This window comes from Agrobacterium sp. LEGMi-208b, assembly GCF_059511785.1.
Genome location: NZ_CM183445.1, coordinates 2,729,635 through 2,753,901, shown reverse-complemented (window position 1 = coordinate 2,753,901; position 24,267 = coordinate 2,729,635). Strand labels below are relative to the sequence as shown.

26 protein-coding genes are annotated in these 24,267 nt (G+C 59.7%); 11 read left to right on the top strand and 15 right to left on the bottom strand.

All coding sequences use genetic code 11. The features are described from left to right. Positions 1-126: 126 nt before the first annotated feature. Positions 127-432 carry a DUF1127 domain-containing protein gene (locus AC5YUO_RS13465; RefSeq protein ID WP_400816828.1) on the bottom strand — a complete coding sequence of 102 codons (306 nt, stop codon included), beginning with the start codon at positions 430-432 and terminating at the stop codon, positions 127-129. Positions 433-525: 93 nt separating this feature from the next. Between AC5YUO_RS13465 and AC5YUO_RS13460 the strand changes: the two genes are divergently transcribed. The 4 genes from AC5YUO_RS13460 to AC5YUO_RS13445 all read left to right on the top strand — a co-directional run bounded on the left by AC5YUO_RS13460 (position 526) and on the right by AC5YUO_RS13445 (position 5,246). Then, positions 526-1,944: an aminotransferase-like domain-containing protein gene (locus AC5YUO_RS13460; protein WP_496153645.1), complete on the top strand. Its 1,419-nt coding sequence runs from the start codon at positions 526-528 to the stop codon at positions 1,942-1,944. A 112-nt stretch (positions 1,945-2,056) separates the two neighbouring features. Then, positions 2,057-2,647 (top strand): acyloxyacyl hydrolase, encoded by a 591-nt coding sequence (locus tag AC5YUO_RS13455; protein ID WP_496153644.1) that lies wholly within the window; start codon positions 2,057-2,059, stop codon positions 2,645-2,647. 114 nt (positions 2,648-2,761) lie between these two features. Next, complete coding sequence (gene purL, locus AC5YUO_RS13450) at positions 2,762-4,996, top strand: phosphoribosylformylglycinamidine synthase subunit PurL (protein WP_496153643.1); 2,235 nt, start codon at positions 2,762-2,764, stop codon at positions 4,994-4,996. A gap of 16 nt (positions 4,997-5,012) precedes the next feature. Further along, positions 5,013-5,246, top strand: coding sequence for a BolA/IbaG family iron-sulfur metabolism protein (locus AC5YUO_RS13445; protein WP_003507909.1), 234 nt, complete (start codon positions 5,013-5,015; stop codon positions 5,244-5,246). Between the two features lie 140 nt (positions 5,247-5,386). Here the strand turns inward: AC5YUO_RS13445 and AC5YUO_RS13440 are convergent, their stop codons facing one another. Then, positions 5,387-6,535 (bottom strand): hypothetical protein, encoded by a 1,149-nt coding sequence (locus AC5YUO_RS13440; RefSeq protein ID WP_496153642.1) that lies wholly within the window; start codon positions 6,533-6,535, stop codon positions 5,387-5,389. Positions 6,536-6,746: 211 nt separating this feature from the next. Here AC5YUO_RS13440 and AC5YUO_RS13435 point away from each other — a divergent pair, with 211 nt between their 5' ends. From AC5YUO_RS13435 to AC5YUO_RS13420, 4 genes are all read left to right on the top strand, one after another. Beyond that, positions 6,747-6,995 (top strand): hypothetical protein, encoded by a 249-nt coding sequence (locus AC5YUO_RS13435; protein ID WP_496153641.1) that lies wholly within the window; start codon positions 6,747-6,749, stop codon positions 6,993-6,995. Further along, positions 6,995-7,420 carry a hypothetical protein gene (locus AC5YUO_RS13430; protein ID WP_496154863.1) on the top strand — a complete coding sequence of 142 codons (426 nt, stop codon included), beginning with the start codon at positions 6,995-6,997 and terminating at the stop codon, positions 7,418-7,420. Before AC5YUO_RS13435 ends, AC5YUO_RS13430 begins: the two co-directional genes overlap by 1 nt. A gap of 153 nt (positions 7,421-7,573) precedes the next feature. Then, entirely contained in the window at positions 7,574-7,909 is a 336-nt protein-coding gene (grxD, locus tag AC5YUO_RS13425; RefSeq protein ID WP_003520429.1) for a Grx4 family monothiol glutaredoxin, read from the top strand. A 137-nt stretch (positions 7,910-8,046) separates the two neighbouring features. Further along, entirely contained in the window at positions 8,047-9,255 is a 1,209-nt protein-coding gene (locus AC5YUO_RS13420) for a multidrug effflux MFS transporter (RefSeq protein ID WP_496154862.1), read from the top strand. A 241-nt stretch (positions 9,256-9,496) separates the two neighbouring features. Here AC5YUO_RS13420 and AC5YUO_RS13415 read toward each other — a convergent pair whose 3' ends face one another. From AC5YUO_RS13415 to rpsD, 5 genes are all read right to left on the bottom strand, one after another. Continuing rightward, the gene (locus AC5YUO_RS13415; RefSeq protein ID WP_496153640.1) at positions 9,497-10,321 is read right to left on the bottom strand and encodes an inositol monophosphatase family protein; all 825 of its coding nucleotides are present in this window, start codon (positions 10,319-10,321) and stop codon (positions 9,497-9,499) included. Positions 10,322-10,351: 30 nt separating this feature from the next. Next, positions 10,352-11,179, bottom strand: a complete 828-nt coding sequence (locus AC5YUO_RS13410) for an inositol monophosphatase family protein (protein WP_496153639.1) — start codon at positions 11,177-11,179, stop codon at positions 10,352-10,354. A 16-nt stretch (positions 11,180-11,195) separates the two neighbouring features. Further along, positions 11,196-12,134, bottom strand: coding sequence for a tRNA 2-thiocytidine(32) synthetase TtcA (gene ttcA, locus AC5YUO_RS13405; protein WP_496154861.1), 939 nt, complete (start codon positions 12,132-12,134; stop codon positions 11,196-11,198). 64 nt (positions 12,135-12,198) lie between these two features. Next, complete coding sequence (locus AC5YUO_RS13400; protein WP_496153638.1) at positions 12,199-13,128, bottom strand: glutaminase; 930 nt, start codon at positions 13,126-13,128, stop codon at positions 12,199-12,201. Positions 13,129-13,197: 69 nt separating this feature from the next. After that, positions 13,198-13,815, bottom strand: a complete 618-nt coding sequence (gene rpsD, locus AC5YUO_RS13395) for a 30S ribosomal protein S4 (RefSeq protein WP_046798221.1) — start codon at positions 13,813-13,815, stop codon at positions 13,198-13,200. A 451-nt stretch (positions 13,816-14,266) separates the two neighbouring features. Between rpsD and AC5YUO_RS13390 the strand changes: the two genes are divergently transcribed. Further along, complete coding sequence (locus AC5YUO_RS13390) at positions 14,267-15,250, top strand: TerC family protein (RefSeq protein WP_110756937.1); 984 nt, start codon at positions 14,267-14,269, stop codon at positions 15,248-15,250. Between the two features lie 70 nt (positions 15,251-15,320). After that, entirely contained in the window at positions 15,321-15,893 is a 573-nt protein-coding gene (locus AC5YUO_RS13385; RefSeq protein WP_496153637.1) for a hypothetical protein, read from the top strand. A gap of 3 nt (positions 15,894-15,896) precedes the next feature. Here AC5YUO_RS13385 and AC5YUO_RS13380 read toward each other — a convergent pair whose 3' ends face one another. From AC5YUO_RS13380 to AC5YUO_RS13345, 8 genes are all read right to left on the bottom strand, one after another. After that, positions 15,897-17,441 carry a helicase HerA domain-containing protein gene (locus AC5YUO_RS13380; RefSeq protein WP_496153636.1) on the bottom strand — a complete coding sequence of 515 codons (1,545 nt, stop codon included), beginning with the start codon at positions 17,439-17,441 and terminating at the stop codon, positions 15,897-15,899. 95 nt (positions 17,442-17,536) lie between these two features. Beyond that, positions 17,537-18,430, bottom strand: a complete 894-nt coding sequence (locus tag AC5YUO_RS13375; RefSeq protein WP_496153635.1) for an EamA family transporter — start codon at positions 18,428-18,430, stop codon at positions 17,537-17,539. Between the two features lie 52 nt (positions 18,431-18,482). Continuing rightward, the gene (locus AC5YUO_RS13370; protein WP_496153634.1) at positions 18,483-19,118 is read right to left on the bottom strand and encodes a LysE family translocator; all 636 of its coding nucleotides are present in this window, start codon (positions 19,116-19,118) and stop codon (positions 18,483-18,485) included. A 45-nt stretch (positions 19,119-19,163) separates the two neighbouring features. Further along, positions 19,164-19,652, bottom strand: a complete 489-nt coding sequence (locus AC5YUO_RS13365; RefSeq protein WP_496153633.1) for a GNAT family N-acetyltransferase — start codon at positions 19,650-19,652, stop codon at positions 19,164-19,166. A 109-nt stretch (positions 19,653-19,761) separates the two neighbouring features. Then, the gene (locus AC5YUO_RS13360) at positions 19,762-20,001 is read right to left on the bottom strand and encodes a hypothetical protein (RefSeq protein ID WP_496153632.1); all 240 of its coding nucleotides are present in this window, start codon (positions 19,999-20,001) and stop codon (positions 19,762-19,764) included. A gap of 378 nt (positions 20,002-20,379) precedes the next feature. Next, the gene (murI, locus tag AC5YUO_RS13355) at positions 20,380-21,201 is read right to left on the bottom strand and encodes a glutamate racemase (protein ID WP_496153631.1); all 822 of its coding nucleotides are present in this window, start codon (positions 21,199-21,201) and stop codon (positions 20,380-20,382) included. Then, complete coding sequence (locus AC5YUO_RS13350; RefSeq protein WP_496153630.1) at positions 21,185-22,018, bottom strand: RNA methyltransferase; 834 nt, start codon at positions 22,016-22,018, stop codon at positions 21,185-21,187. Before AC5YUO_RS13350 ends, murI begins: the two co-directional genes overlap by 17 nt. A 278-nt stretch (positions 22,019-22,296) precedes the next feature. Then, entirely contained in the window at positions 22,297-22,827 is a 531-nt protein-coding gene (locus tag AC5YUO_RS13345) for a hypothetical protein (RefSeq protein ID WP_496153629.1), read from the bottom strand. Between the two features lie 215 nt (positions 22,828-23,042). On the opposite strand from AC5YUO_RS13345, the gene AC5YUO_RS13340 reads away from it, so the two are divergent. Continuing rightward, complete coding sequence (locus AC5YUO_RS13340) at positions 23,043-24,257, top strand: NADP-dependent isocitrate dehydrogenase (RefSeq protein WP_400816867.1); 1,215 nt, start codon at positions 23,043-23,045, stop codon at positions 24,255-24,257. Positions 24,258-24,267 lie beyond the last annotated feature (10 nt).

The window sequence follows — 24,267 nt, the reverse complement described above, 5'->3', positions numbered from 1 at the left end:
CGATTTGACGAAGACGCTCCAAACAACCCAACAAAAAACCCGCCGACGCCGGTTGGGATTGGCGTGGCGGGCTGCCGAATGGCTTGATGGTGCCGGGGAAAGAAGGCACCGCTCTTCGACAAAAAATCAAAGCGGCCGCGGCGGCCACGAGAGAAGCCGCGATTTTGCGGCCTCCGTCAGGGCCTCATCCCGCGTAACGCCGATATCCTCCAGAAGATCATCGGACAGCTCCCGCAAAGCGAGCCGTCCGCGTCGTTTCTGCAGCCAATGGGCCATGCCCGCAATCATGCGACCAATAAGCGTGCGGGCGATCTTGGCCGGAAAGGGCGCCGGTGCGACCATGTCGCCGGCATCGCGGAACACGCGTTCCCGTTCGTAACCATCAGGATAGAGTGTATCCGCTGTCGAAAGGTATTGATCCATCTTGCGCATATTGCACCTATTGTCTCCGTGTTTTTGATGTCACTTAATGCAGACAATAAATACAATTGACTTAGGGATAGATACAATGCATAAATTGTCACCATGACAAATTGGCTTCCCGACATTACCGAGGGCGACGGCCCGATTTATCTTCGCCTTGCGGACAGTATCGAAGGCGCAATTTCTGACGGCACCCTGCAGGCCGGCTCGAAATTGCCGCCGCAGCGCAACCTCGCCTATGATCTGGGTGTGACAATCGGCACAATCAGCCGGGCCTATGCGCTCATTCATGAGCGCGGCCTCGTCAGCGGCGAAGTCGGCCGCGGCACCTATGTCAATGAGCGCAAGACCCCTGCCCCGTCATTGCCTCTCGAACCGGCCGCGGCGGCCTTTGGCAGCACCCGCCACGCCGTCGACAGCAGCGCCGAGTTCCGGTTGAACACGACGGCCGCACCCGATGTCGGCCAGAGCCTGCTGATCGCCAGGCACATCGAGGCCGTCACCCGGGAGCACACCTACGACATCACCAATTATGCCCGCTCTTTCCCGGATAGCTGGTGCCTGGCGGGTGCCCGCTGGCTTTCCCAGAACGGCTGGGCGCCGAAGCCGGAAAATATCGTTTCGACGCTTGGCGCCCATGCGGCGGTGATGAGCGTGATAACGGCAATGACGGCGCCGGGCGACCGTATCGTCTTCGAACCCGTCACCTATTCCCACATCAGCCGCAGCGCCGCCCTTGCCGGAAGGCGGGTGACGCTGGTGGAAGCGGATCAGGACGGTATTATCCCTGATGATTTCGAACGGGTCTGCGCCCAACAGCACCCGAAAATGATCTTCCTGATGTCAGCAGGCCAGAACCCCACCTGCGCCACCCTGCCGGAAGAGCGCCGCCGCGCGATTGCCGATATCGCCCGTCGTTACGGCGTGTGGATCATCGAGGACAATCTTTATGGCGCGATGACGCGCGAAGCGATCCCGCTGATTGCCGAATTCGCGCCAGACATCACCTTCGTGGTCGGCGGCCTGTCGAAATCCGTCGCCGCCGGCGTGCGCGGCGGCTGGGTCGCCTGTCCCGCGCAATATTCATCGCGCATCCGTATTTCCCATTCGATGCTGACGGGCGGTCTGCCCTTCGTGCTAGCGGAGCTGAATGCACGCCTCGTCAACAGCGGCGACGCCCACGATATCCGCAAGGATTGCATTGCCGAACTGAATGGACGCGAGGCGATTGCGAGGCGCGCGCTGGCCGGGCTGGACTTCAATTCGCGGCCCGATATCGCCTTCCTGTGGCTGAGACTGCCCGAACCCTGGCTTTCCGGCACCTTCCGCAATGCGGCGATGAAGGAAGGCGTGCTGATCGATGACGAGGACGAGTTCAAGGCCGGACGAACGGACAAGGTTTTCCACCGCGTTCGCATCAGCTTTTCCGGGCCCTCCACCCGCGAGGAACTGACCCATGCCTTCGGCGTCCTGCGTCACCTGCTCGATAACGGCTCCGCCGGTTATGAAAGCGTCGCCTGAACGTTGCGCCGGAGAGTCATTCCTGCAACATCGCCCTTAATTCAGTAACTCATCATTTACCAAACCGACAAACCTGCCATCCTTTGCGAAATTCGTGGTGGAGAATGATTCGGTGGCAGCATTTGGTTCCACAGGTGTCAGGGCGTTTTTCATTTTGGCGGCGCTTCTTGCGGCATGTGTCCTTATCGACATCATGCCGGCGGCCGCTGCGGATGGCACCGTGTTCGATGAATTGCGGTTCGGGGCCACCACCTCGCTTGCCAATCGCAATGGCGGCGGTGAAAACGGCGTCTTCCCGGCCTTCACCGCCTATTTCGATCCCTTCGCCAGCGCATCCGCCGTCACACTCGGCGAAAAACTTGCCCGCCCCCGCCTGCATCTCGGCGCAGAAATCGGCACCGAGGGTTCGGCTAACACCATTTACGGCGGCGTGAACTGGACCTTCGATCTCAATCCAAAGATTTTCGTCGATCTCGGTTTTGGTGGCCTGTGGCACGATGGCAGGCTGAGGAACGGCGCGGGCGAAACCGGCGCGGAATTTGGCTGCCGCGTGCTTTTCCATGAATATGCCGCCATCGGCTATCGCTTCGACAACAACTGGAATATTTCGACCCAGATCGAGCACGCCTCCCATGCCAATCTCTGCGACGGCCCCAATGACGGGCTCACTCGCGTCGGCCTCATGGTCGGCTACAAGTTCTGAATAAGCCAAGAAAGCAGCGTTTTGCCGGCAAAGCGGCGCATTTTCCTGTCGCGCCATGGAGCCTCTTGCGCTAAAGAACCGGAAACTTTCCTCGGCTCGAACCGCGTGAGACCTATGTCGATTCCAAACTCCATCAAGATCACCCCGGAACTCGTTGCATCCCATGGGCTGAAGCCCGACGAATATCAGCGTATCCTCGACCTGATCGGACGGGAGCCCAGCTTTACCGAGCTCGGCATCTTCTCGGCCATGTGGAACGAGCACTGCTCCTACAAGTCTTCCAAGAAGTGGCTGAAGACCCTGCCGACAACGGGACCACGCGTCATTCAGGGTCCCGGTGAAAATGCCGGCGTGGTCGATATCGACGATGGCGACTGCGTCGTCTTCAAGATGGAGAGCCACAACCACCCGTCCTATATCGAGCCCTATCAGGGTGCGGCGACCGGCGTCGGCGGCATTCTGCGTGACGTCTTCACCATGGGCGCCCGCCCCATCGCCGCCATGAACGCCCTGCGTTTCGGCGCGCCCGATCATCCGAAGACCCGCCACCTCGTAGCTGGCGTCGTCGCCGGTGTCGGCGGTTATGGCAATTCCTTCGGCGTGCCGACGGTTGGCGGCGAAGTGGAATTCGACCCGCGTTACAACGGCAACATCCTCGTCAATGCCTTCGCAGCTGGCCTTGCCAAGTCCAATGCGATCTTCCTCTCGGAAGCCAAGGGTGTCGGCCTGCCGGTCGTTTATCTCGGTGCGAAGACCGGCCGCGACGGCGTTGGCGGCGCGACCATGGCCTCTGCCGAATTCGACGAATCCATCGAGGAAAAGCGCCCGACCGTTCAGGTCGGCGATCCCTTCACCGAAAAGTGCCTGCTGGAAGCCTGCCTTGAGCTGATGAAGACCGGCGCGGTCATCGCCATTCAGGACATGGGTGCCGCCGGCCTCACCTGCTCGGCCGTCGAAATGGGCGCCAAGGGCGATCTCGGCATCGAACTCGACTTGAACGCCGTACCGGTGCGCGAAGAGCGCATGACGGCTTACGAAATGATGCTGTCGGAAAGCCAGGAGCGCATGCTCATGGTTCTCGAACCCTCCAAGGAAGAAGTCGCCAAGGCGATCTTCGTCAAATGGGGTCTGGACTTCGCCATCGTCGGCAAGACCACCGACGACCTGCGCTTCCGTGTGCTGCACAATGGCGAGGAAGTCGCCAACCTGCCGATCAAGGAACTCGGCGACGAGGCCCCCGAATATGACCGCCCGTGGACGCCCGCCAAGGTGCCCGCAGCGCTCTCAGAAAATGACATCCCCGCCGCCGATATCGCCGATGCGCTGGTATCGCTTGTCGGTTCGGCCAACAACTCCTCGCGCCGCTGGGTTTACGAACAGTATGACACGCTGATCCAGGGCAATTCGCTGCAGCTTCCCGGCGGCGATGCCGGCGTGGTGCGCGTCGAAGGCCACGACAAGAAAGCGCTCGCCTTCTCCTCCGACGTGACGCCGCGTTATGTCGAGGCCGATCCTTTCGAAGGCGGCAAGCAGGCGGTCGCCGAATGCTGGCGCAACCTCACCGCAACCGGCGCTTTGCCGCTGGCGGCAACCGACAACCTCAATTTCGGCAATCCGGAAAAGCCCGAGATCATGAGCCAGCTCGTCCATGCCATCAAGGGCATCGGCGAAGCCTGCCGCGTGCTGGAATTCCCGATCGTTTCCGGCAACGTATCGCTCTATAACGAGACCAATGGCCAGGCGATCCTGCCCACCCCCACCATAGGCGGCGTTGGCCTCCTGAAGGATTGGGGCCGCATGGCGCGCATCCGCTTTGCCGCCGCTGAAGAGGTGGTACTGCTGGTCGGCGCGCCTGCCGGCCTCGGCACCCACATCGCCCAGTCGGTCTATATGCGCGACATTCATGGCCGCATCGATGGCCCGGCACCGCATGTCGATCTCGCCGCCGAGAAGAAAAACGGCGATTTCGTCCGTGGCATCATCACCGATGGTCTTGCCACCGCCGTTCACGATTGCTCCTCGGGCGGTCTCGCCCTCGCCGTTGCCGAAATGGCGATTTCGTCCGGCATCGGTGCGACAATCGACGCCGTCGAAGGCCATAATGCAATCCTCACCTTCTATGGCGAAGATCAGGGCCGTTATGTCCTGACGGTCAAGAAGGGTGATCTCGACAAGGTGCAGGCGGCGGCCAAGGCAGCCGGCGTTTCCTGCCCGGCCATCGGCGTTACCGGCGGTTCCACCGTAAAGCTGGGCACGGCGCGCGCCGTCGAGATTAAAGAATTGCACTTGGCCTATGAATCGTGGTTCCCTCAATTCATGGACGGCGAAACTTTGCTCGCCGCAGAATGAATTAAGGAGAAACACCATGCCCATGAAACCCGGCGACATTGAAGACATGATTAAGGCGGGAATTCCCGGGGCAAAGGTCACGATCCGCGATCTGGCCGGTGATGGCGATCATTACGCGGCGGAAGTCGTTGCGGAAGCATTCAAGGGCAAGACCCGCGTGCAGCAGCACCAGATGGTCTATGACGCGCTGAAGGGCAATATGGGCGGCGTTCTGCATGCCCTTGCCCTGCAGACCTCGGCTCCCGAATGATTGCGCCCGTGAAAGCGGTTATGGCAAGACAACGTCTCTGTCCCGTCTGCGGCGGAGCGTGAAAACTGCGGATAAATCAAAGGCCCGCGTGATGCTTTCACGCGGGCCTTTTCATATCGGGCAAAAGGGGAAAACGCCGCTTACAAGGCAGGCGGCGTCTGCGAATCCAGATCGGCGAAGGACGCGGCCGGCAACGGCCCCGCCGTCAGCAGCGTAAAGTCGTAACCGGATTTGCGATCCGGCCCCAGAACATATTGCCGGTGCATGCGCAGGAAGTTGCGCTTGTTCTTCCTGTAACGATCCGGCGAGAGCGCATGCTTGAAACGGATCGGCACGATCTTCGGCTGCGGCGCATCCCTGTGACCGGTCAGGCCCACGGTATTGCACCGATAGAGATGAATCGGATCGGTCAGACACTGGATATCGAACCATGTCACCTCCGGGTGACGGGCGATCGTGCCGACACTTTGGCGAAGCCTGTCCGCACTCGACAGGAACGCACATTGCAGCGCCGCGCCGCCCAAGGTCGCAAAGGACAACTTCCGGCCATCCAGCGCATCCGGCTTCAGTTCCAGCACACGGCCGATCACGGCGAGCGCAAGGCTGGCGCCCATGCTGTGGGAAACCACCAGAACCTCATCCGAGGGCTGTTCCAGCGCCGTCAGAACAAGTGCTGCCCTCTCCTCGATCCAGTCGCGGGCAATCGGTTCATCCCGGCCGACCGAAAGCGCGAACCGCCAGTCCGCATAAAGATGCAGGGTGTGAAACCGCTCTGCAAACGGCAGGAAAGCCTTTGCGAAAAACAGCGCGGCGGCGGGAAGGCTGATCGCGAAGAGCCAGAGCGGCAAAGCGAAAAGCCAGGGCAACAGGGCGATAGCCGCCGCAAGCGCGCCACCGACAAGCATCAGCAGGAACGGGAAGATGAAGAACAGCCCAAAACGCCAGGCATGGCGGAAGTAACGCGCCGCACCGCCCTCACTGACAATGGCCGCCCCGGCCTTGAAGCCGAGCCAGATCTGCCGCCAGACCGGCGCATCCCGCAATTGCGATATCACCCCATTATGATCGTAAACGAAAATGTCGGAGCGCGTCCGCCAGCCACCCGCCGAGGCCTCCACCGTGAATGTTTCGCCCCCCGGCCTGTTCTCCAGCGGCCCCACCCTATAGTCGACATCCCATGTCTTGCCGGCCAGCGCCGCCGCCCGCTGGTAACGCAGATGATGGGCAGCCGCATCGAGCGGATCGAAACCGGGGAAATAAAGAACAAGTCGTGACTTGACGGCTGGCATGCATGAACCTTCGGCCGGAGCATTTCCAGTAAAAGCGGAATCGCTTTTACATCAGGACAATGCGTAAAAACAAAGAGATAGCGCGCTTTTGCGTTTCGGAGAAAAGCAAAACCGCGCTGGAGACACCCGAAAGGATCGCTTGATACAGCGGGCGATGCACGTATAGTAAAAATCGCGACGGAAATATGATTTATTTATTGGCGAGGGAAATTTGTCTGGCATCGTCGATCAAGTACTCAACGGCGTCGTCAAGGGCGCGCTGTCTGAAATCCTCACCAAGACCGGCATCCGCAAGACGCGCCGCGCGCGCCGGACGAAAAGCACCGGCTCGCTGGCCGGCGGCATCGTCGGCTCCGTTCTGGAAGCCGCGATCAATGCCGCCGTCAAACCCAAGCCGGCCAAGAAACAGGTGAGCAAGAGACGCACCACCGCCGCGCGCAGTCGGCAGAGATATCGGTGATGAATTGTCTCCGTCTGCTTATCGCCTGCGCTCTACTAACGTTCTTGGGGCCGCAACAAGGCGCAGCGGAGGATACTAACGAAAAAGAGATCAGGATCGGCTTCGGCATAATGCTCGACAATGCGGAGCCGATTGCGGGCGAGACCATATGTAAGGTCGGTCAAACCTGTCGCCTGTTCGAACAGAAAAGCCCCAAGCTCACTGTCGAGCTTGAGGTCACCGCCCAAGCCGGCAGTTGGACCAGTGAAATGTGGATCGACTGCGAGCGTGATTGTTCGCTAGCGAACGGTCGGTCGCACATGAAGCTCCAGAGCCAACGGGAACTGGATCTTTTTTCCGGTGAAGAGACCGGCATATTCACCCTGCTTGTCTCCAAGCCGCGTAAGACGATGGGAAAAATACTGCTCATATATCCGGATCGCTGATGGATGCTGCTTAAACAAGAAATTCCGGCCCCATTGTTCGATGCCACACCCGCGCATTTTTTACGCTTTCCGGGTGGAAATCGCGCCGCGACATGTTATTTAGAGGCTAACAGAAAGCAGCGGCCTTGAACCGCATGTGAAAGGAATAGGCCTATGAGCGGCATTCACGACATGATCGACAGCGAAGTGAAGAGCAACGACATCGTTCTTTTCATGAAGGGCACCCCGCAATTTCCGCAGTGCGGTTTTTCCGGCCAGGTGGTACAGATCCTCGATTATCTCGGCGTCGACTACAAGGGCATCAACGTGCTTGCCGATGCCGATATCCGCCAGGGCATCAAGGACTATTCCAACTGGCCGACCATTCCGCAGCTCTACGTCAAGGGCGAATTCGTCGGCGGCTGTGACATCGTAAGAGAGATGTTCCAGTCCGGCGAGTTGCAGAACCACTTCCAAGAACAGGGTATCAGCGTCCGCGGCGCGGCCTGATTTCGGCCGGTTCATCCGGCCCACCCTGATTGTCAGAAATTTATGCCAGGCGTTGCTTCATGCAACGCCTTTGCCGTTCTTTTTGGGGCAATCCTGTGACAAATCTTTCACAATCCACCGCTTCGCGCGCAGGCTCGATGGGGCGCACGGAATTTATTGCGCTGGCCGCCATGCTGATGGCGCTGAATGCGCTCGCCATCGACATCATGCTGCCCGGTCTTCAGGAAATCGGCGCTTCGCTCGGCGTCGTGAATGAAAACCACCGCCAATACGTGATTTCCACCTACCTTCTCGGCTTCGGCGTCGCCCAGCTTCTGTATGGACCGATCTCGGACCGTTTCGGCCGCCGCAAGCCGATGCTCGTCGGTCTGGCCATCTACATCATCTCCGCCATTGCCGTGGTCTTCGTGCCATCCTTCTCCGGCCTGCTGTTCCTGCGCTTCATTCAGGGGATCGGTTCGGCTGCAACGCGCGTCATCACCATCTCGATCGTGCGCGACATCTATGGCGGCCGCCAGATGGCGGAAGTCATGTCGCTGATCATGATGGTCTTCATGGTCGTTCCGGTCATCGCGCCTGGCACCGGCCAGATCGTGCTCTTCTTCGGTAACTGGCATCTGATCTTCGCCTTCATGGCGGCAATAGCGGCCGTCGTGACGGCGTGGATGTATTTCCGCCTGCCGGAAACCCTGCACCCGGATGATGTGCGCCCCTTCACCGCCCGCTCGGTGCTCGGCGGTTTCAAGATCGTGCTCACCAACCGTATTGCGCTTTGTTACACGCTCTCCAGCACCTTCATCTTTGGCGCACTGTTCGGTTTCATCAATTCGGCCGAACAGGTCTATAAGGGCATTTATGGGCTCGGCGCATGGTTTGCGGCGGCCTTTGCCGGCGTCGCCCTGTTCATGGCCTTCTCGTCCTTCATCAATGCGAGGCTTGTCGGCAAGTTCGGCATGCGCAAGCTGTCGCACGGGTCGCTGCTCGGCTTCATCGCCATCACCTTCATCTGGCTGGTGGTGCAGGTGCTCGGGCCGGAACCGATGCCGTTCGCCATCTTCATCGTGTTCTTTGCGCTTGCCATGTTCCAGTTCGGCTGGATCGGCTCGAACTTCAACTCGCTCGCCATGGAACCGCTCGGCCACGTCGCCGGCACCGCCTCCTCCGTTATCGGTTTCATGGGAACCGTCGGCGGCTCGCTGATCGGCGCGGCCATCGGCCAGGCTTTCGACGGGACGGCGCTGCCCATGGTGGCCGGCTTCTTTGTGGTCTCCATCATCGGCCTGATCTTCGTGCTGATCGGCGAAAAGGGCATGCTGTTTCAGGCCCATAACAAGCCGACACGGTAACAACGGTTGAAAAAAGAAAGGGCGCGGAATTCTGTTCCGCGCCCTTTTTGTTTGATTGACGGATGGCGTAACACTCAGCGTCGGCCAGTTTCAGCACCCATTCCCCACTCTTGGCGTCATCCTCGGGCTCGACCCGAGGATCCATCGCTTCGACCGCCTGTGGATCCTCGCCTCAAGGGCGAGGATGACGGAGGCGAGGTAGATGATGTCCACCATCAAGCCGCAACCTTGTCACGCCACCTCACACCGTGAAAATCTTCTCCCGCAGCAATTCCCACGTCTCCTGATCCGGAGCAAGCAGCAGCCCGCCATCCACATGGCGCGGCAGATAGGGCGAGCCGTCGAGACGCGCCGCATAGGCGCCCGATTCCTGCGAGATCAGCGTGCCGGCCAGATGGTCCCAGGGCATCAGCTTGTTATACATCAGGAAATGCATGTGGCCGCCGCAGAACAGGCGGTATTCGTGTGCGGCGCAGCGATAGCTGGTGAAGAGCCGCACATCGGCGAGGTTCGTCAGAATCTTGCGGCGGGTCTCCACATCGAAATAGCCGGTATTGGCGATGCCGACCATCTGCGACAGTTCCGGAGCCGGCACCACCGACATCTGCGTCTGTGAACCATCGGCGCTGCACAGCCACGCGCCGGAGCCTTTTTCGGCAATCGCCCAATCATTGCCCATGGGATCGAAGATCAGGCCGGCGACGGTCTCGCCCTTTGAGATGACGCTCATCATCACGCCGAAAAGCGGCAGGCCGGAGGCGAAGTTGTAGGTGCCATCGATCGGATCGACCACAACGGCAAGATCGGCATCGGCAAGCTTGCCGAGCAGCGAGGCATCCGCCGCCACCGCCTCTTCACCAATGAACAGCGCATCCGGCATGATCTCCTGCACCCGGGCGCGGATCAGCCGCTCGGCAGCCTCGTCGGCCTCTGTCACGAGGTCGATCGCCTCGGTCTTCATCCGCACATCGCCTTCGCCCAGATTGCGGAACCGCGGCAGGATTTCCACTGCCGCCGCCTCCTGAAGCGCATTGGCAAGAGAGGCGATGTCGAGTTCGAGAGCCATGGGCGATATCCTTCTTTCTGAGCGTAACGACTATAAGGCGACGATTTCCCGTCGCAGCATCTTCCAGCTTTCCTTGTCGGGAGCGGACAGGATGCCGCCCTCCGTTTGCCCCGGCCGATAGGGCGTATTGTCGAAACGGGCGGTGTAACCACCCGCTTCCTGATGAACCAGCACGCCGGCAAGATGATCCCACGGCATCAGCTTTTCATGGCCGATGAAATGCAGCTTGCCGGCCGAGGCGAGCCAATATTCATGTGCCGAGCAGTTGAGCGACAGCGCCATCCTGATCTTGGCCATATTGGCGGCGATCACCGGCCGGCGATCCTCATGGCTGTGGCCCCAGGAAAATATGCCGACCATGTCGGACAATGGCGCGGGATCGGCGACCTTGAGCTTCGCCTGAGAACCGTTCCTGCGGTTGAGAAACGCGCCCTCGCCTTTCAGCGCAACGATGGTGTCACCCATGACAGGATCGTGGATGATGCCCGCCACCGTCTCGCCCTTGACGGTGACCGCAAGCAGCGTGCCGAAAGCGGGAAAACCGGAAGCGTAATTGAAAGTGCCGTCGATGGGATCGATCACGAAGGCGAGCGGCGCGTCGGCAAGGGCTGGAATGACGGATGGGTCCGCCTCATAGGTCTCTTCGCCGACGATGTGGGCCTTCGGAAATCGCTGAAGGAGAGCAGCGGTGATCGCCTTTTCCGCGAGAACATCGGCCTCTGTGACCAGATCGACAGCGGAGGTTTTTTCGGAGATGGCACCGGCGCTCAGGTTTCTGAAGCGGGGAAGAATTTCATTCGCGCCGGCAGCGGCAACGGTGGAAACGAGGAAGTCGATATCTTTGTCGGAAAGGGTCATCGGGCGGGGCACTTCTTCATAAGGGGGAGTTGGCCTCCCTACGCTCTTCAGGTGACGCCCCGGTGACAGAAAGCGCCGAGAAATCAAAAAGCTTAGGGTCAAGCAGATGCGACGGATTGACGTGGGCAAGCGCCCGCAGCATCACATCCTTGCGGCCCGGCATGCGCCGTTCGATATCCGCCAGCATCTCTTTCATGGCATTGCGCTGAAGCCCGTCCTGCGAGCCGCAGAGGTCGCAGGGAATGATCGGGAATTCCATCGCCGCCGCAAATTTCGCCATATCGTCTTCGGCGCAATAGGCAAGCGGGCGCATGACCATCAGGTCGCCTTCGTCATTCAACAGCTTCGCCGGCATGCCGGCAAGACGGCCGCCATGGAAGAAGTTCATGAAAAAGGTCTCGAGAATATCCTCGCGGTGATGGCCGAGCAGCAGCGCGTCGCAGCCCTCCTCCCGCGCGATGCGGTAGAGATTACCGCGCCGCAGCCGCGAACAGAGCGAACAGTAAGTGCCGCCGGAAGGCACCTTTTCTTTCACCACCGAATAGGTATCGCGATATTCGATGCGATGGGCGACACCGATCTTCGCCAGATATTCCGGCAGGACGTGCTTGGGAAAATTCGGCTGGCCCTGATCGAGATTGCAGGCCACCAGCTCCACCGGCAAAAGCCCGCGCCATTTGAGATCGAGCAGCAAGGCCAGAAGACCATAGCTGTCCTTGCCGCCGGAAAGGCCAACAAGCCAGCGCTTCTGGCCGTTCAGCATGCCGAAATCTTCAAACGCCTGGCGCACATTGCGCAGCAGCCGCTTGCGCAGCTTGTTGAACGAGACCGACCGCGGTGCATTATCGAACAGCGGATGCGAGCTGCCGTTTTCCTCGGAGGCGTCCTGATCCGCCCCTATCTGGACGGCCCCGGCCTGATCTACAAAGTCATCAATCTTGGTGAGAATGTTCATCATCCGCTCGCTCCGGCACGACTGCCGTTCTTCATGCAGGCAATGCCCCCATCCGCCTGCAATATCAAGCCCCGAATACCGACCAGCCGGTTTTCGTCGCCAGCAATTCCAGCGCCTGTGACCCGAGCGCCGAATTACCCACCTTGTTGAGACCCGGCGACCAGACGGCAATCGACGCATTGCCCGGCGCCACCGCCATGATGCCGCCGCCGACACCGCTCTTGCCCGGCAGGCCGACATGATAGGCGAAATCGCCCGATCCGTCATAATGGCCACAGGTCAGCATCAGCGCATTGATACGCCGCGCCCGGCGGTCCGAGACGACCGTATGGCCGGTCAGCGGATTGCGGCCGCGATTGGCGAGGAAGAGGCCGGCACGGGATAGCTGCGCGCAGGTCATCGACAGCGCGCACTGATGGAAATAAACGCCGAGCGTATGTTCCACGGGATGATGCAGATTGCCGAAGGAACGCATGAAATTGGCAAGCGCAAAATTGCGGAAACCCGTCGCCTGCTCGGATTTTGCCACCGTGTCGTCAATGCTGATCGTGTCATCGTCCGCGAGATAACGCACGAAGCGCAGAAGCTCGCCGATCGCCTCACGCGGCTGGTGGCCGGAAAGAACGATATCGGTCACCACGATTGCGCCGGCATTCACGAAGGGATTGCGCGGGATGCCGTGCTCATGTTCCAGCTGGACGATGGAGTTGAAGGAAGAGCCTGAAGGTTCGCGTCCCACCCGGTTCCACACCGTCTCGCCGGCCTTGCCGAGCGCCAGCGTCAGCATGAAGACCTTGGAGATACTCTGGATCGAAAACGGGGTGAGCGCATTGCCGGCCGTATAGGTGGTTCCATCGACGGTGGTGATGGCGATGCCGAACTGGTTGGGATCGACCTTGGCAAGTTCGGGAATGTAATCCGCAACCTTCCCCTCGCCCAGCCTCGGCGCCATGCTGTCATAGATGGAATCGACGATCGCCTGAATATCCTGCATGCAAAGCCTTCCCCAGCAAACAAAAAAGCCGCCCCGAAGGGCGGCTTTCTCAATACTGAAACGCGTCGATTAACGCGAGTAGAATTCGACGACCAGATGCGGTTCCATGACGACCGGGTACGGAACGTCGGAAAGCGACGGAACGCGGGCGTAGGTCGCAACCATCTTGTTGTGGTCGACTTCGATGTAGTCAGGAACGTCACGCTCTGCGAGCTGAACGGCTTCGAGAACCGTAACCAGCTGCTTGGACTTCTGACGAACTTCGATGACGTCGCCAGCCTTGCAACGGTAAGAACCGATGTTGACGCGAACGCCGTTAACCGTGACGTGACCATGGTTGATGAACTGGCGCGATGCGAAAACGGTCGGAACGAACTTGGCGCGGTAGACGATGGCGTCCAGACGCGACTCGAGCAGGCCGATCAGGTTCTCGGAAGTGTCACCCTTGCGACGGTTTGCTTCGTCGAAAGTGGCGCGGAACTGCTTTTCGCGCAGTTCGCCGTAGTAGCCCTTGAGCTTCTGCTTGGCGCGCAGCTGCGTGCCGAAGTCGCTCATCTTGCCCTTGCGGCGCTGGCCGTGCTGGCCCGGGCCGTATTCGCGGCGGTTAACCGGGGACTTCGGACGACCCCAGATGTTTTCGCCCATGCGGCGGTCAATTTTGTACTTAGCCGATTCGCGCTTGCTCATCGTATTTCCTTCTCAAAAGGTTATGCCGGTCTGTTGCCAAACCGGTTTAAGGAAACACGCCCTCCTCTGAAGCCCGTTTCAGGGCCTCTGACAGGCTTCTCACATGCAAATGGAGAAACCACGGGACATGTCGGTGATATTGACCGCCGAACGTCAGCCTTTAAACTGCAAGGCAGTCAACAAAACACACCGGACATCACTGCCCGGCGTTGGGGCGGCTTCTATAGTCGTTTTACAAATTTGTCAAACAGCGCCTGCCAATTTTTTCTTGAGCTTGCCCTTGAAAAGATCGAAGGGCCACCCATTTACCCATCGTGATCAGAACTCGGGCCCCTCTGACGTGTTACCGGACAACACGTGATGTCGAGTTTCTTTAGGTTGGGGCCCACGTATATTCTTGACACACGTTCCCCATCCGCAAAGCCAACCTCGTCCGGCTAAAGGTTGACTGATGGAGTTTCTCCTCAACGATTTTCTCGGTACCCCCACATGGATGTGGGCGGTCTTCATTTCTCTTGTCCTTGGCCTCTTGGCGCTCGATCTCGGCGTGCTGCACAAGAATTCCAAGGAAATCGGCATTCGTGAAAGCCTGCTGATGTCGGGCTTTTATATTGCCATCGGTTTGGCCTTCGGCGGCTGGATCTGGTATCAGTCCGGCCAGCAATCGGCGATGGAATATGTCACCGGCTTCGTGGTCGAAAAAAGCCTGGCGATGGACAATATCTTCATCATCGCCATGATCTTCTCTTATTTCGCCATTCCCCGTCAGTACCAGCATCGTGTGCTGCTCTGGGGTATCCTCGGCGTCATCATCCTGCGCGGCATCATGATCGCCGGCGGTGCGGCCATCGTCGAAAACTTCCACTGGGTGCTTTATCTCTTCGCGGCCTTCCTCGTCTTCACGGGCCTCAAGATGCTGTTCTCGTCCGACCATGACGAGGCCGATATCGGCAACAACCGCATCCTGAAATTCCTGCGCAGCCGCCTGCCGGTGACGGAAAAGCTGCATGGCGAGAAGTTCTTCGTCAAGGAAACGGATGCGACCACCGGCAAGCTGAAAACCTTCGTGACGCCGCTCTTCCTGGCGCTCATCATGGTCGAAATCGCCGACCTGATCTTCGCGGTCGATTCGATCCCGGCGATCTTCGCGATCACCACCGATCCGTTCATCGTCTACACCTCGAACATCTTCGCGATTCTTGGCCTGCGCGCCCTCTATTTTGCGCTCGCCGCCCTGATCCACCGCTTCGCTTATCTGAAATATGCGCTGGCTGCGGTTCTGGTCTTCGTCGGTTCGAAAATCTTCGTCGCCGATATGCTCGGCATCGCCAAGATCCCGCCCGCCGTCTCACTCGGCGTCACGGTCGCCATCCTCGCAACCGGCATCATCGGTTCGCTGATCGCGACGCGGAAAGAAGTGAAGGCCGTCGAGTAATGATGAGCAAGGAGGAGGCGGTGACGCCTCCTCTTTCTTTTTTGATAGTGAAAATATAAACTTCGTACTATTGCTGCCGAGACGAAAATCTATTTGCTCCAATATAGAAACTCATTGCGTTAAAATGACCTTCGAACCCGTAGATCAGGCCATTTCCGAACAGAAATTCTGGCGCGCGAAGGAAATCCTTCAAGGCAGGCTCAGCCATTCTGAAGTCAATCTGGCGCTCTTTCAAAAATATGGCGAAGTGCTGCTTGAGATGAATGATCTCATCGAAGCAGGGCGTATGTTGTTCTGCTCGGGCGCAAGGGACGAGCGCTTCCGGGAAGCGATTGATATCTTCCTCTCAAGAAATGACAGGCGCGAACCGCAACGCTTTCTGGCGCGGTTGCCCTCTTCCATGAGACGGCAACGGCATCTGGCGGAGTTTATCGCTTCGCCGGAATTCGAACGCAGCGGATGGACCGCGGCGCAGCTCTCCCACATCCTTCCAATACAAACGGATATCGGCGCTCGTCCCTATCAACGGTCGCATCGCATAACCTCGATATTGGTGATCGTCTCTTTGGTTTGCGTCCTGACCCTCAGCCTTGTCGGCCTCTACACGACAATCGGCTCCGCAATGCGGCTTTTTGCAGAATAGCGATTACTCCGCCGCAAGCCGCGCATCATCCTCAGCCGCATCCGCATCGCCGGGTGCGGTTTTTGCGTCGAGATCGGGAAACGCCACGATGCGCTTGCCGGAGAAATCGGCATGCACCACCACAAGCTCCTTCTCTTCGAAATAACCGAGCAGACGCCGCGCGCGGCGGGCGGAATGGGTGCCATAGGCGCGAGCAATGCGGGCATCCGACGGGCAAGGCTCCTCGCCAAGAGCGGCCTTGACCAGCAGCAGGAAGACTCCCTGCAGGTCATCGGAAACCGACATGGACAATTCCAGCGCCTTTTCCCAGCCTTCGCTGGCCGCCATCTCCGCATCCACGCCGGAACGGGCAATCGCCACCTGCCGGCGGAATTCCGCCAGTGTCATCGGCGTGCCGGGAATGCGACGCATACGGGCGCGCACCAGAAAATCCTGATAAAGCACGGCATCCGTGCGATAGGCCGATTGCGGATCGTCGAGAATTTCGACGAGAACCGCACCGATCTTTTCCTCACGCTCTTCCGGCGTCAGTTCCGGCTGACCTGCACGCGGCGATTGCTCCGGTGAAGGGCCAACGGCGGCGGGGGTGGAACGGGAGAGTTCGGCGAGAATATCCGTGGTCGGGCGTGGTGCCGGCGGCGTGCGGCGCACGGCGGCGCGCGTGAATTCTTCCGGGTCCGGCGTGAAGATCAGGTCTTCTACATCCTGCGGTGCATCCGGCAACGGCATCAGCTTTGGCGAAGATGAGCGCGCCGAGGTCTCCACCGCTCCAATGACGATGGGCAGCGGGCGACGCGAAAGCGCCGGGCCGAGCGCCACGAAATTGCCGCGCTGCAGATCGCGGAACATTTCCGCCTGTCGCCGGTCCATGCCGAGCAGGTCCGCAGCGCGCGCCATGTCGATATCGAGGAAAGTACGGCCCATCAGGAAGTTCGAGGCTTCAGCCGCCACGTTCTTGGCGAGCTTCGCAAGACGCTGCGTGGCAATGACGCCGGCAAGACCGCGCTTGCGGCCACGGCACATCAGATTGGTCATGGCGCCAAGCGACGCCTTGCGCGCATCCTCCGTCACTTCACCGGCAACGGAGGGCGCAAACATCTGCGCCTCATCCACGACCACAAGCACCGGATACCAGAATTCGCGGTCGGCATCGAACAGGCCGTTGAGGAAGGCGGCTGCGGCCCGCATCTGCTGTTCGATATCGAGACCTTCCAGCGTCAGCACGCAGGAAACGCGGTGCTGGCGAATGCGGTTGGCAATGCCGGCAAGCTCGGCTTCGGTGCGCTCGCCATCCACCACCACATGACCGAACCTGTCGGAAAGCGTGACGAAATCACCCTCGGGATCGATGATGACCTGCTGCACCCATGGCGCCGATTGCTCCAGCAGCCGGCGCAGCAGATGCGACTTGCCGGAACCGGAATTGCCCTGCACCAGCAAACGCGTCGCAAGCAATTCCTCGATATCAAGCTTGGCCTGCTGCCCGCCCGATAGGGTTCCCATGTCGATACCGACCTGCAATGTTCCGTTCCTCGTGCTGCATCTCATCCGGCCGATTCCCTAAAGGACTGCCGGACATGCTCTTTACCAAAAAATTGCAGGTTGCGTCTGCCCCGTGCCGATAATGCACAGGCAATTCGGTCTCAGCCCTGTGCCGACCGTACCCGGAAGCGCAAAATGCCGATACGCCGGCCGAAGACGTTGAGCGCCAGCCCAAGAATGACCAGCGCCGCACCGATAATCTCGAAGACGGTGATATGTTCGGCAAAAGCCAGATAGGCGCTGATGAAGCCGACAACAGGCACCAGCAGCGAAAACGGCGCCACCGTCCCGGCGGGATAACGCAGGAGCAGATAACTCCAGATGCCCGCGCCGACAATGGTCGCGCCATAGGCCATGTAGATCACCACGAAAGCCATGGTGGGCGTCGCATTGGCCACGCCTTCGGCAATCGCTTCCGGCCCTTCCACCGCAAGCGAAAGCAGGATCAACGGCAGAACCGGCACAAGGCTGGTCCAGGCGACGAAGGAGACCGCGTTTACCTGGCCGATGCGGCGGTTGACGATGTTGCCGCAGGCCCAGGCAATCGCCGAGCCGACCCCCATCAGGAGCGGTAGCAGCGCTGCCACCGTCATGCGCTCCATGCCGATGACCGCCAGCCCGCCAAAAGCAATGATTGCGCCGAGGATCTGTGAAGGCAACGGCCGTTCCCCGAGAAATACCACGGCAAGCGCCAGCGTGAAGAAGGCCTGCGACTGCATGACCAGCGAAGCAAGCCCGGCCGGCAGGCCAAGCTTGATGGCCGGGTAAAGCAGGCCGAACTGCACGAAGCCCATCGCCATGCCGTAAACGATCATGTGCCGCCACGGCACATTGGGTTTCGGCAGGAAGAAGACGAGAGGCACGGCTGCAAAAAGATAACGCACCCCCGTCAGAAACAGGGGTGGCATATCTGTGACACCGATCTTGATGGCGACGAAGTTGAAGCCCCACAAAAACACGGTGATCAGGGCGAGAAAAATATGCGGCAATGCCATTTTGTTATGTCCGAATTTCAGGCGATCGACACCACGGGTAATCGAGGGGGCACTATGCCGAGACCGCCCTCTTCCAGCCGAAGGCGACGAGACCGGCGCCGATCAGGAGACCGCCACCCGTGCGATTGACGATGCGCTGAACCTTCGGTTTGCGGATCGTATTGCGGGCAGCGCTTGCCAGAAGTCCATAAAGGGCCGCATTCACGGTGGCAAGCACAAGGAATGTCACCTCGAAAATCAGCACCTGCGGCCAGAAGGGCAATGTCGGCACCAGAAACTGCGGCAGGAAGGCCACGAAGAACACGATGCTCTTGGGGTTCAGCGCCGTGACGATATAGGCATGCAGGAAGATTTTGAGCGGCCGTTCACGGCCCGTCACGCCTGCGCCTTGCGCCGCTTCGCCAACCGGCGAACGCCAGAGCTTGATGCCGAGATAAATAAGATAGGCGGCGCCAATCCATTTCAGACCGGTGAAAAGTGCAGCCGATGTGGCCAGCAGCGCGCCGAGCCCCAGCATGGAGGCGGTCATGGCGGTAAAATCCCCGAGCGCCACTCCCGTCACCGTCGCCGTGCTTGCCTTGCGGCCGTGGCCCAGCGCATAAGAAATCACCAGCAGGATCGTCGGTCCCGGAATGGCGAGCATGATGGCAGATGCGGCCACGAAGGCCAGCCAGTTTTCCAGCGGCATGATTGAGTCTCCCTTATCCGATTTGCCGAGCAAGCCATGGAAATATTACTCTGGCAAGAGCTCCGTTTCCGCTTCGGCAAGACGCGCAAGTGTCGCCTCTTCGAACCGAAGTAAAACGCTCTCCACTTCCTTCGCGCCGACGCGGCTATAAAACCGTTGCGCACCGATATTGTCCCTGCCCGTCGTGAAATCGAGACGCGAACCGCGCTGCTCAACGACAAATTTCGCCGCCTCGCGGATCAGCTCCTCCCCGACGCCACGGCCCCTCGCCCACTCGACGACGTAAAGTTCTTTCATGAACCACACCGGCCGTAACGCCACTCCTGGAAACATCTCAAACATCGAGAGGATACCCAGAGCATCCCCATCAAACGCAGCAAGCATGGTGCCTTGGCCAGATCTCAGATATCCGTCCAAACGAATGCGTACTGTCTTCTCATCAATCGCGTCTGCGCCCTCGTAGTGCCGCTCCATGTCCACGAACACCGGGCAAAGCAGCTCTATATCGCTTACCGTAACTTTTCGTATCCGCATCAAACTTCGCTCCAAAAAACAGGACGAAAGCATAGGATCATAACGGTTTCACAAAACCGATGGACAGCTTCGCCGGACGTCATAGGCCCGGCGAAGCGCAACTACCCAATCAAAACCGCGGCGCCCACGGCGGCGCCGGCAGGTCACGGCGCCGCTTCACCCGCGACGGCTCGAGACCGATATCCACCAGCAGGCGTTCCGGCAGATCGGCAGGATCGGTCGGCGGCGCGCGCGGCACCAGTGCGGCCAAAAGAACCGCCTTCAGGGTTTTCCAGATACCGAATGTGACGAACAGACGGTCCACCGCATCCGGCAGCGTATATGCTACCAATGGTTGATCATTTTGCATGGGAAATCCATCCCGGCGCGGTAAGGCAGCCAGGTCCTTTATCGATGGAAAACGACATGCCGAAACGACGGGCGCAGCACTCATGCCACGCAGACGCGCAAGTCACATGTCGGACGAAGTGAAAATGCCAAACGGCAGGGAAATCAGGCCATAAGCCTTATCGGAGGGAGATGCCTCGCACCCCATAACCGCCGATAATCATGCCGGGAAGGCCAGACATGCCGTTAAGGCGCATATTCATGTCATTAGTCATTCCACGCCTCCATTTAGTGCGGTTACAGACAAGATGCATCTTACACAGGAAAACCGACGCGACAAGAGGTCGCAATCTCGAATTGCAAAAGACGCGTAAAGGCGATGTAAAAATACAACAGGCACTCAGGCGACGGAAACGCTGAGACCAAAACCCTGCATCAGCCGCCGGGTGGCGAAATCCGGCTTGCCTGATGTGAAGACGGCGAAGTCGAAACCATCGGGATGTTCCGCATCCTGCGGCAGCGGCACCAGATGGCGGGCACGCCGGGCAATCGCCTCGGCGGGGTCGAGCCAATCCACCGGCCATGGCGCCAGCCTGCGGAACAGATTGGCCATGAAGGGATAATGCGTGCAGGCGAGAACGACGATATCGGTGCGTTTTCCTTCGCTCTCGATGAAGCAGGGTTCGATTTCGGCCAGCACCGCCTCATCCGGAACCGGCTCGCCCCTGATCCAGCTTTCCGCCATGCGCGCCAGATTTTCCGAGCCGACGAGACGGACATGGCATTGCGTGGCAAAAGACTGGATGAGATCGCGCGTATAGGCGCGCTTGACGGTACCTGGCGTCGCCAGCACGGAAACGAGGCCCGAACGGGTGCGCTCCGCCGCCGGCTTGATGGCGGGCACGGTGCCAACGAAGGTCATCTGCGGAAAGCGGGCTCGAAGATCCGCGCCAGCGAGCGTGAAGGCGGTGTTGCAGGCGATGATGCAGACTTCCGGGCTATAATCGTCCAGCAGCTTGTCGAAGAGCGAGAGAATACGCGCCTTCAGCGCTTCCTCCTCCCAGCCGCCGTAAGGGAAACCGGCATCGTCGGCCACATAGATGAAACCGCGTTCAGGCATCAGCACGCGCGCCTCGCGCAGCACGGTGAGCCCGCCAATGCCGGAATCGAACACCAGCACCGGTTTCAGCACATCGGCCGTCGCCTCACTCGTCTTCAGCATTCTCCCCTGCTCCCTCGGCCGATGGCCCCGTTGCCCTGCCCGCCCGCTTCGGCCACTGCCGGGGAAAGCGATCGAGCGAATTGATCACGCCACGGAAAACGCTGATTTCCTGCTCGGAAAACCCGCGTCTCGACAGCACGGCGCGCAGATTGTCGACCATTTTCGGCTTTTTTTCAGCAGGATGAAAATAACCGCGCGCATCCAGCGCTTCTTCAATATGTTCGAACAGGCCGAAAACCTGTTCCTTGGTGGAAGGCCGCTGCTCGACGGACTGGAAAAGCGTCTCCCCCAGATCGTCCATGCCGGATTTCATCCATTCATAGGACATCAGCAGCACGGCCTGGGCGATGTTGAGCGAGGCAAAGGCGGGATTGACCGGGAAAGTCACGATCTCGTCGGCCAGCGCCACTTCTTCATTGGTCAGCCCCCAGCGCTCACGTCCGAACAGGATGCCGGTTCTTTCGCCCGCTTTGAACCTGGCGCGCAGCGTCTCGGCGGCGGTGACGGGCGCCCGCACCGGCTTGAAACCGTAACGCTCGCGCGCGGTCGTCGCGTAAACGAAGTTCAGATCCTTGATCGCCTCTTCCAGTGTCCCGAACACCTTCGTGGCATCGATGACGTGATCGGCTTTGGAGGCAGCAGCCCGCGCCTTTTCGCTCGGCCAGCCATCGCGCGGGTTGACGAGGCGCAACTCGGCAAGACCGAAATTGGCCATGGCCCGCGCCACCATGCCGATATTTTCGCCGAGCTGCGGTTCGACCAGAATGATCGCCGGGCCTTCCGCCAGAAGTTCAAGCTCGCTGTTTGTGCCTGCCATCGTTGTTTGTCCGTTTTTTAAAGCGCGGCATCGATTTTTGAACCGATGCCCATAAAGCGCGCCTCACTGGCACAGATCAGCGCGAAAATCAAAGCCGGAGCGGGGGAATGCGGCCCCTCGAGACGGATGCCAACTCCAGACTCTTGCTCCGCGTCATCCTCGGGCTTGACCCGAGGATCCACAACCCGTTGAAATCAATGGACCCTCGGGTCGAGCCCGAGGATGACGCGGAGTGTGGCGAAAGCCTTGCCGGCACTCTCGTCTCACCAAAACCGCTGTCACTCCCCCTTGATGATCGTCGCCATCTCTTCGCGCAGCGAATCCCTGCCCTCATCGCCAACGCGATGAATATCGCTGATGACCGGCCGGCCGTCCTCCTCGACGACGTCGAAATGCACTTCGTCAACGGTCGCCTTCATCTCCGCCTCGTCCATGCAGGCCCAGAGCTTGAATTTCGCCGTCACGTCAGTCACGCCGTCCTTCGCAGCACCTGGCGTCACCGAAACATCGGCCAGCGGGCAGCCATCCTGGGAGTTCGTCACCACATCGTAACCGAAGGGATCACCCTTCTCGCCGCTTTCCGCCTCGTAAGCCGGCTTCTTGGATGCTTCGCGATATTGCGCGACGAAATCCTTGCTGAACAGGCTGGTCAGCATGTCCTCATCGAAAATATACTTCCAGTTCTCGGCATCGCCAGACCAGTTCTTGACGGTGATATCCATCACCTTCTGGACGGGATCGGCGGGCCCGGCCGCAAGGGCGCTGTGGGAAAAGAGGACGGCGGCAGTCAGAAGCAGAATATTCCGCATGATGTGATCCCGGGATAGGCCCGACGAGGGGGCGAAGCGATTCGCCTGACTGTATTCCGGCATTGTGGTTTGGCAATGCGCAAAGCGTTATTGCGCTGCGCCAAAAAAGCGCCCCCCATGGCTTTGCCTCAGGCGCGTGCGATGCTATAGCCGCACCGGATATTTTTCCGGATACCGGCGTCATCAGGCGCCACAGCTTCGAAGGTGAGGAATTCATGGCAAAGATCAAGGTAGCCAATCCGGTCGTCGATCTCGACGGCGACGAAATGACCCGTATCATCTGGCAGCTCATCAAGGACAAGCTGATCCTGCCTTACCTCGATCTCGACATCGAATATTACGACCTCTCGGTTGAAAACCGCGACGCCACCAACGACCAGGTGACCGTCGATGCGGCCCACGCCATCAAGAAGCACGGCGTCGGCATCAAGTGCGCGACCATCACCCCGGATGAAGCCCGCGTCGAGGAATTCGGCCTGAAGCAGATGTGGAAGAGCCCGAACGGCACGATCCGCAACATTCTGGGCGGCGTCATCTTCCGCGAGCCGATCATCTGCAAGAACGTTCCGCGCCTCGTTCCCGGCTGGACGAAGCCGATCGTCGTCGGCCGTCACGCCTTCGGCGACCAGTACAAGGCGACCGACTTCAAGTTCCCCGGCAAGGGCAAGCTGACGATCAAGTTCGTCGGTGAAGACGGTCAGGTCATCGAGAAGGACGTCTTCGACGCCCCGAGCGCCGGCGTGGCGCTTGCCATGTACAACCTCGACGAATCCATCCGCGAATTCGCCCGCGCCTCCATGAACTATGGCCTGATGCGCAAGTGGCCGGTTTACCTCTCCACGAAGAACACCATCCTCAAGGCCTATGACGGCCGCTTCAAGGATATCTTCGAAGAAGTCTACCAGACCGAATTCAAAAAGCAGTTCGATGAAGCCGGCATCACCTATGAGCACCGCCTGATCGACGACATGGTCGCTTCCGCGCTGAAGTGGTCCGGCGGCTACATCTGGGCCTGCAAGAACTACGATGGCGACGTGCAGTCCGACACGGTTGCTCAAGGCTTCGGCTCGCTCGGCCTGATGACCTCCGTTCTCCTGTCTCCCGATGGCCGCACGGTCGAAGCCGAAGCCGCACACGGCACGGTTACGCGCCACTACCGCCAGCACCAGAAGGGTCAGGAAACCTCGACCAACTCGATCGCCTCGATCTTCGCCTGGACCCGTGGCCTCGCTCACCGCGCCAAGCTGGACGACAATGCCGAACTCGCAAAGTTCGCGGCAACGCTCGAAACCGTCTGCGTCGATACCGTCGAAAGCGGTTACATGACCAAGGACCTCGCGCTCCTCATCGGACCGGACCAGCCCTGGCTCTCCACCACCGCCTTCCTCGACAAGATCGACGAAAACCTCAAGAAGGCAATGGCGGCTTAAACCGACCTTC

What these genes read in the sequence shown, in the direction of transcription:
- AC5YUO_RS13465 (WP_400816828.1), bottom strand. Translation starts at nt 432, where the DNA reads ATGCGCAAGATGGATCAATACCTTTCGACAGCGGATACACTCTATCCT.
- AC5YUO_RS13460 (WP_496153645.1), top strand. Translation starts at nt 526, where the DNA reads ATGACAAATTGGCTTCCCGACATTACCGAGGGCGACGGCCCGATTTAT.
- purL (WP_496153643.1), top strand. Translation starts at nt 2,762, where the DNA reads ATGTCGATTCCAAACTCCATCAAGATCACCCCGGAACTCGTTGCATCC.
- AC5YUO_RS13445 (WP_003507909.1), top strand. Translation starts at nt 5,013, where the DNA reads ATGCCCATGAAACCCGGCGACATTGAAGACATGATTAAGGCGGGAATT.
- AC5YUO_RS13440 (WP_496153642.1), bottom strand. Translation starts at nt 6,535, where the DNA reads ATGCCAGCCGTCAAGTCACGACTTGTTCTTTATTTCCCCGGTTTCGAT.
- AC5YUO_RS13430 (WP_496154863.1), top strand. Translation starts at nt 6,995, where the DNA reads ATGAATTGTCTCCGTCTGCTTATCGCCTGCGCTCTACTAACGTTCTTG.
- grxD (WP_003520429.1), top strand. Translation starts at nt 7,574, where the DNA reads ATGAGCGGCATTCACGACATGATCGACAGCGAAGTGAAGAGCAACGAC.
- AC5YUO_RS13420 (WP_496154862.1), top strand. Translation starts at nt 8,047, where the DNA reads ATGGGGCGCACGGAATTTATTGCGCTGGCCGCCATGCTGATGGCGCTG.
- AC5YUO_RS13415 (WP_496153640.1), bottom strand. Translation starts at nt 10,321, where the DNA reads ATGGCTCTCGAACTCGACATCGCCTCTCTTGCCAATGCGCTTCAGGAG.
- AC5YUO_RS13410 (WP_496153639.1), bottom strand. Translation starts at nt 11,179, where the DNA reads ATGACCCTTTCCGACAAAGATATCGACTTCCTCGTTTCCACCGTTGCC.
- ttcA (WP_496154861.1), bottom strand. Translation starts at nt 12,134, where the DNA reads ATGAACATTCTCACCAAGATTGATGACTTTGTAGATCAGGCCGGGGCC.
- AC5YUO_RS13400 (WP_496153638.1), bottom strand. Translation starts at nt 13,128, where the DNA reads ATGCAGGATATTCAGGCGATCGTCGATTCCATCTATGACAGCATGGCG.
- rpsD (WP_046798221.1), bottom strand. Translation starts at nt 13,815, where the DNA reads ATGAGCAAGCGCGAATCGGCTAAGTACAAAATTGACCGCCGCATGGGC.
- AC5YUO_RS13390 (WP_110756937.1), top strand. Translation starts at nt 14,267, where the DNA reads ATGGAGTTTCTCCTCAACGATTTTCTCGGTACCCCCACATGGATGTGG.
- AC5YUO_RS13380 (WP_496153636.1), bottom strand. Translation starts at nt 17,441, where the DNA reads ATGAGATGCAGCACGAGGAACGGAACATTGCAGGTCGGTATCGACATG.
- AC5YUO_RS13375 (WP_496153635.1), bottom strand. Translation starts at nt 18,430, where the DNA reads ATGGCATTGCCGCATATTTTTCTCGCCCTGATCACCGTGTTTTTGTGG.
- AC5YUO_RS13370 (WP_496153634.1), bottom strand. Translation starts at nt 19,118, where the DNA reads ATGCCGCTGGAAAACTGGCTGGCCTTCGTGGCCGCATCTGCCATCATG.
- AC5YUO_RS13365 (WP_496153633.1), bottom strand. Translation starts at nt 19,652, where the DNA reads ATGCGGATACGAAAAGTTACGGTAAGCGATATAGAGCTGCTTTGCCCG.
- AC5YUO_RS13360 (WP_496153632.1), bottom strand. Translation starts at nt 20,001, where the DNA reads ATGCAAAATGATCAACCATTGGTAGCATATACGCTGCCGGATGCGGTG.
- murI (WP_496153631.1), bottom strand. Translation starts at nt 21,201, where the DNA reads ATGCTGAAGACGAGTGAGGCGACGGCCGATGTGCTGAAACCGGTGCTG.
- AC5YUO_RS13350 (WP_496153630.1), bottom strand. Translation starts at nt 22,018, where the DNA reads ATGGCAGGCACAAACAGCGAGCTTGAACTTCTGGCGGAAGGCCCGGCG.
- AC5YUO_RS13345 (WP_496153629.1), bottom strand. Translation starts at nt 22,827, where the DNA reads ATGCGGAATATTCTGCTTCTGACTGCCGCCGTCCTCTTTTCCCACAGC.
- AC5YUO_RS13340 (WP_400816867.1), top strand. Translation starts at nt 23,043, where the DNA reads ATGGCAAAGATCAAGGTAGCCAATCCGGTCGTCGATCTCGACGGCGAC.